The sequence below is a fragment of the uncultured Cyclobacterium sp. genome (genome assembly GCF_963976465.1).
Lineage (GTDB): Bacteria > Bacteroidota > Bacteroidia > Cytophagales > Cyclobacteriaceae > Cyclobacterium.
Genome location: NZ_CAXBOC010000437.1, coordinates 1 through 4,872, shown reverse-complemented (window position 1 = coordinate 4,872; position 4,872 = coordinate 1). Strand labels below are relative to the sequence as shown.

Sequence of the window (4,872 nt, the reverse complement as noted above, 5' to 3'; positions counted from 1 at the left end):
AAGGTTAGCAAACCTGCCATCATGCATGTAGGGAGCCGTAAAAGAAAGGTTTCTCAGGGAAGCAGTTTTATAAGCACCCTTGTCCTCGTCTTTGTAGGTGATTCTGTACCTGCCTTGGTACAGTCCTTCCAATTCAGGTGGATCGGGATAGCTGCTGTCCAGACCATTGTTATGATAACTTAAATCAGTAAACAAACCTTCCTTATGGCAGCTACTGCAATGTTCTTGGTATACGCTGTAGCCTTTCAACTCTTCGGAATTGAGCTCGGTTTCGTCCCTTTTCCATTGGTCATATTTGCTGTCATCGGAAATAAGGGTCCGCATAAACTGGGCAAGAGACCTAGCAATGCTAGAACTTGTAATGCTGTCTGAAGAAAAGGCCTCCTGAAATAACAGAGGGTAAGCTTCATGGGTGTTGATGTATTCAAGTACTTCATTTAGATCTGCTGCCATTTCGTCGGGATGTGTTAGCGGGCCGAAAACCATGGATTCCAGGTCATTGGCTCCACCTTCCCAAAAGAGTCCATCATGCCAAGCTAGATTAAATAAGGCAGGTGAGTTCCTACGCAAGGCCGATCCGGATACGCCAATATTGGTCAATGCCAGTCCATCGCTGAAAGCTTTTTCCGGCAAGTGACAACCTGCACATGAAACTTTTCCATTGGCAGACAATTCAGGGTCAAAAAACAATGTTTTGCCCAATTCTACTCCTTCTTTGCTGAGGTAATTCCGTTCCGGTTGGGGAAAGTCATCCTGTTGAAGCGAAGAAGAATACACCGGAACATAATATTCCAGTGCACTTTTTTCCACCTCTTCAAATGCAGGCATGCAAGCATTCAAAAAGCCTGTTGCAAGCATTATCAATGACAAACTGGATTTTCGGAATTCCATTTACTTAAAGGTGTGCCAATGATTTATTTGATAGAGAAAAGGCTTTGCTGGTAATTGTTCGCCACAGAAATGGCCAATGGTCCTCCCATGATACTTGTGCTTTCTAGCTCATGTACCACTAGGTCACTGTCGCCGGTGAACAAGCTGCTTATTTCTGCTTCAATGTCAAGGTCTACCATGGCTTCACTACCTAAGGTTAAGCCCTCTGAAGATAAGTCAAAAGAGAATTCTTTGAAATTAACTTCTGTCTCCGGATCGTTATTGCCAATATGAATGACAAGTCCTCTTCTGTCAGAATTTTCATATTCCCATTCACCTTCCAATACCAAGAATTTGTATCCTGTTTTCCAGCTCCAGACCATGTCGTTGTTGGGGTCAAGGTCTCCAACCTGATCTGTAGATAGGTTTCTTTCTTTGTCTATACCCACATAATAAGACAGTTTGTCGTAACTCCCAGCTGGTACTTCAAAAGTGATCTCTTTTTTTCCGGCTTCATCAATAAGGTAATAACCATCTGCTAAGGTATAGGTGCTTCCGGTTTGACTGTTTTCAAAGGTAATATTAGAAATGTAATACTTGAATTTACTTGGGGTGAAGCTTTCACCTGAGGGTAGGGTATAAGCTTTTCCATCCAGTTCTAATGCTTCTCCATTGAGAACATGAGCGAATTCAAGGTTCACTTGAATTGATGTAAACATTTCTTCTTCATTCTCTTTACAAGAAGTAAAGCCTAAAAGGACCAATAGTATAATAGCTAAATTTTTCATCATATTTTAATTAAAAGGATCCGAAAATGCCGGATCAGTTATAAATGTCTCGTCTGTTAATGTGTGTAAAAAGGCGATAATGGCCTCTTTTTCTTGAGTAGTAAGGTGGAGCTTTACGGGGTCTCCCGGTGTAATGACTTCATTGCTGGCTTCCAGGATAAGGATATCCAAAGTAGCATTGCTTTCCACATGCTCATTGTAATGGTCCAAGACCTCTTCCAAAGTGTTAAACCTTCCATCATGCATATAGGGTGCGGTTAGTGCGATATTTCGTAGCGTTGGGGCTTTGAATTTACCCTTGTCTTCCGATTTTCCCGTGACCGCTTCTAAGCCCGAATTTAAATTTTCATCTGAATCCAGACCATTGTTATGGAATCCCAACAAATCGTTTCTGTCCCCGGAGGTTAAAAACCCCAGGTGGCAGTCCCCACAGTTTCCACCACGTAGTGATATAGAAGCTTCCGGATGGGTAAAGAAAAGCTCCATTCCTAACTGTTCGATATCGGTAAGGACAATCTCTTCATTGATCCATTGATCGAACCTTGAGTTGCCGGAGACCAATGTTCGCATAAATTGGGCAATGGCCTTGCTGACCAGTTCAGCACTTATTTGGTCCGTTCCAAAAGCTGCTTCAAAGCGTGCTGGGTAGTCCGGATCATTTTGTAGCCTTTCTACCGCTTCCTCTATGGGTAAGTTCATTTCAGTAGGATCCGAAATTGGCTGAAGGGCCTGATCTTCCAGACTTTCTGCACGGCCGTCCCAAAAGAACCTAGAGGTCCAATGCAAATTGGCCAATGACATGGCGTTCTTTACACCAATGGTGCCATTTACACCGGTGCTAAACTGCTCACCATCCGTGAAAGCCTTAGCCTGCTGATGACAGGAAGCACATGAAATGGACCCGTCCAGTGACAGTTGTTTTTCATAGAAAAGCATGCGGCCTAGCTCAACACCTTTCTCTGTGAGTGGATTGTCGCTTGGTGAAGCAATATTGTTAGGGAAATAATCAGGATGTTGTAATTCAATTTCGGAGTTTTCAGGAAGGGGTTCTTCAACCAATTCTTCCTTACATGCCCAAATTGACGTGCAAATCATGATTATCCCAATAGAATAAGTAATTGGGTATCGTGACATAACCTTTACCAGCCAATGTAGAATAATAGGAAATTTGACAGGATGCTCTAAAGAAACGTCAAAAAAACGAGTTTGATTGCAATTTTGGTGTTAAGGTGGCTAAGTTGTAAGCCTTATCTGCCTTTCAAGCCTTTAAACCAAAATGTACAATAGCTATTTTAACTCGTTTTTAAGATTAAATGGCCCTCTGTCAAAGAAATTTAGGCAATTGCTTTGGGCGGGTGAAAAATATCTACGAGTTGGGAAACCCTGTAGGCTTCCTGATAGGAAGCTCCGTGATTTAGGGTTGTGGATGGAAGGGTAGTCAATGAAATAGAGGCTTCTTGTAAAATGAAAATTCCAAAGTCTCTGTTAAATTCTATGCCGCCTGCTTGGTTTTCTTTTTGGTCCTGGGCCTTTTTTAATTTCTCTGCCAGGAAACATTGCCCATCACAGTGCAGCATGGGTTTGTCCTTATTCACACAAAAATTCTCAATGATATAAGCGCGGTTAATGGTGAAGTCCATCTGTATGACAGAAAAAACCAAGCCGTTGAGCAAGATCATCAAGGAGAGCGATATGTGAATAAATGCTTTCGCCATTTGAATGCAAAAGTAAGGATTTATTTGTTTAAATGCACTTTGTTTGCAAAACTAAAATTGCTGCATGATCTTATGATTTTGATCATAATCTCTGCCCTTAAATTTGCCTAAGTGTATTAAAAGTAACAGTAATCCATGTGAGAGGGTTCAATCATGTGAAGCGGATAAGTTGATTTATCAGGTCATTCTAAGCGTTTAGGGTAAAATTTGGTACCTGTTCAACCCCGTCCGGGGTTGTAGTATTTCAGGTAGGTTTCCAACCCGTGGGTTGCCACCCACGGCTATTATTGTTCAGGCCCTCTAGGCCTGTGGGGACGAAGATCATATGTTTAGAATGTACTAATTAAAGTAATATTCGGTGAAGGGAATGGTAATACTGGCTGAAATATACCCCATGGTTGCGGTTGCTGTGTTGTCTCCGGTGCCATAGGTAATTGCGATATCTAAGTTGACTACGGTGGCTGAGGTGGCTGAGCTTGTCGAAGTCATCGAAGCCAACTAGTAAAAGTCTTTGGAACCCGCGATGTTAAAATTGCCGATCACTTTTAGAATCGCCCACGTTGATGAAGTGATTTTGACTGATGAATAAGCCTTCAGGGTGTGATGTTATCGTGATGGTATGTGAGCAGCTTAGGGTAAAGCGAGCCTTCCAAGTGAAATTTTTAAGCCAGGTAATAGGTAATAACCTGTTTGAAACTTAAAACCCCGGCAGGGGTGATATTTTTGTAGCCAGTGGCGTCAGCCACTGGTTTAGTAAATTATCAGTTGATATGATTTTGGCGGTATTGTTGCTCTTTTCTGCAACAATGCTGACAAAATCACAACGTCTATTTCTTATCAAAAACGCGCATTAGGTCAATCCAAACTATTCAGCCCTTAACCAGCCTTAATCTAGACGAATTTGCCCCACCCATTGCATTAAAAATTATAAATCAAAGCTTAGAAAGAATTTTAAACTTTGATATTAGTTATTAAATGATTAAGTTTAGTTCTCTTTCCTTTAAGTATTGAGAAACTTTATAGGTGACCTTTGATAAGAAAAAAACCATTTTGAATAGCTCTTTATATGTTAATTTTTACAAATAATTTATCAGAAAACAGGAATGTTTTTATCATTTTCCTTTTCCTATTTTATTCATGTCAGGGAGAAGCAGAGAATAAATTACTTGAAGTAATAAAGGTTAAAGAATTAAAAATTAAGCCTGAAGTTCTGACCATACCTAATCCAGGTTATGTTCACTTGATAGAATCAGACTCAGGTCAATACCTTTTTTACCTGAATTCTAATTCAAAGAGTTTACAATTTATGAATATGGAAGATGGAAAAGTGGCCAATGAGATCCTATTTGAAAATGATGGGCTTAATAGTATGAGAAGGCGTTCAGGAATTGCAGGGCTGGAGGAGGATAAGGTTTGGGCAACGTTTAGGCCGCATGCTATTGGTTATTTCAATTATAGCGGCGAAATACTGTTTAAAAAGAAAATACCTTCTGGTAAGG

At 40.7% G+C, this 4,872-nt stretch carries 5 protein-coding genes and 1 pseudogene; 1 reads left to right on the top strand and 5 read right to left on the bottom strand.

The features are described 5' to 3' along the window. The 5 genes from AAC037_RS19730 to AAC037_RS19710 form a co-directional block, all read right to left on the bottom strand. The coding region (locus AAC037_RS19730) for a cytochrome-c peroxidase (RefSeq protein ID WP_339905027.1) at window positions 1-891 on the bottom strand (891 nt) is incomplete at its 3' end. A 23-nt stretch (window positions 892-914) separates the two neighbouring features. Then, entirely contained in the window at window positions 915-1,661 is a 747-nt protein-coding gene (locus AAC037_RS19725; protein WP_339905026.1) for an MbnP family protein, read from the bottom strand. Window positions 1,662-1,664: 3 nt separating this feature from the next. After that, entirely contained in the window at window positions 1,665-2,753 is a 1,089-nt protein-coding gene (locus tag AAC037_RS19720; protein ID WP_339905024.1) for a cytochrome c peroxidase, read from the bottom strand. 239 nt (window positions 2,754-2,992) lie between these two features. Beyond that, a complete protein-coding gene (locus AAC037_RS19715) occupies window positions 2,993-3,373 on the bottom strand; it encodes a hypothetical protein (RefSeq protein WP_339905022.1) in 381 nt (126 codons plus the stop codon). 339 nt (window positions 3,374-3,712) lie between these two features. Continuing rightward, a complete protein-coding gene (locus AAC037_RS19710) occupies window positions 3,713-3,862 on the bottom strand; it encodes a hypothetical protein (RefSeq protein ID WP_339905020.1) in 150 nt (49 codons plus the stop codon). Window positions 3,863-4,439: 577 nt separating this feature from the next. Here AAC037_RS19710 and AAC037_RS19705 point away from each other — a divergent pair. Continuing rightward, window positions 4,440-4,872, top strand: a pseudogene (locus AAC037_RS19705) (hypothetical protein); the annotation flags it as partial.

Bases quoted from the DNA above. Each gene is read 5' to 3' on its own strand.
- AAC037_RS19725 (WP_339905026.1), bottom strand. From the start codon at position 1,661: ATGATGAAAAATTTAGCTATTATACTATTGGTCCTTTTAGGCTTTACT.
- AAC037_RS19720 (WP_339905024.1), bottom strand. From the start codon at position 2,753: ATGATTTGCACGTCAATTTGGGCATGTAAGGAAGAATTGGTTGAAGAA.
- AAC037_RS19715 (WP_339905022.1), bottom strand. From the start codon at position 3,373: ATGGCGAAAGCATTTATTCACATATCGCTCTCCTTGATGATCTTGCTC.
- AAC037_RS19710 (WP_339905020.1), bottom strand. From the start codon at position 3,862: ATGACTTCGACAAGCTCAGCCACCTCAGCCACCGTAGTCAACTTAGAT.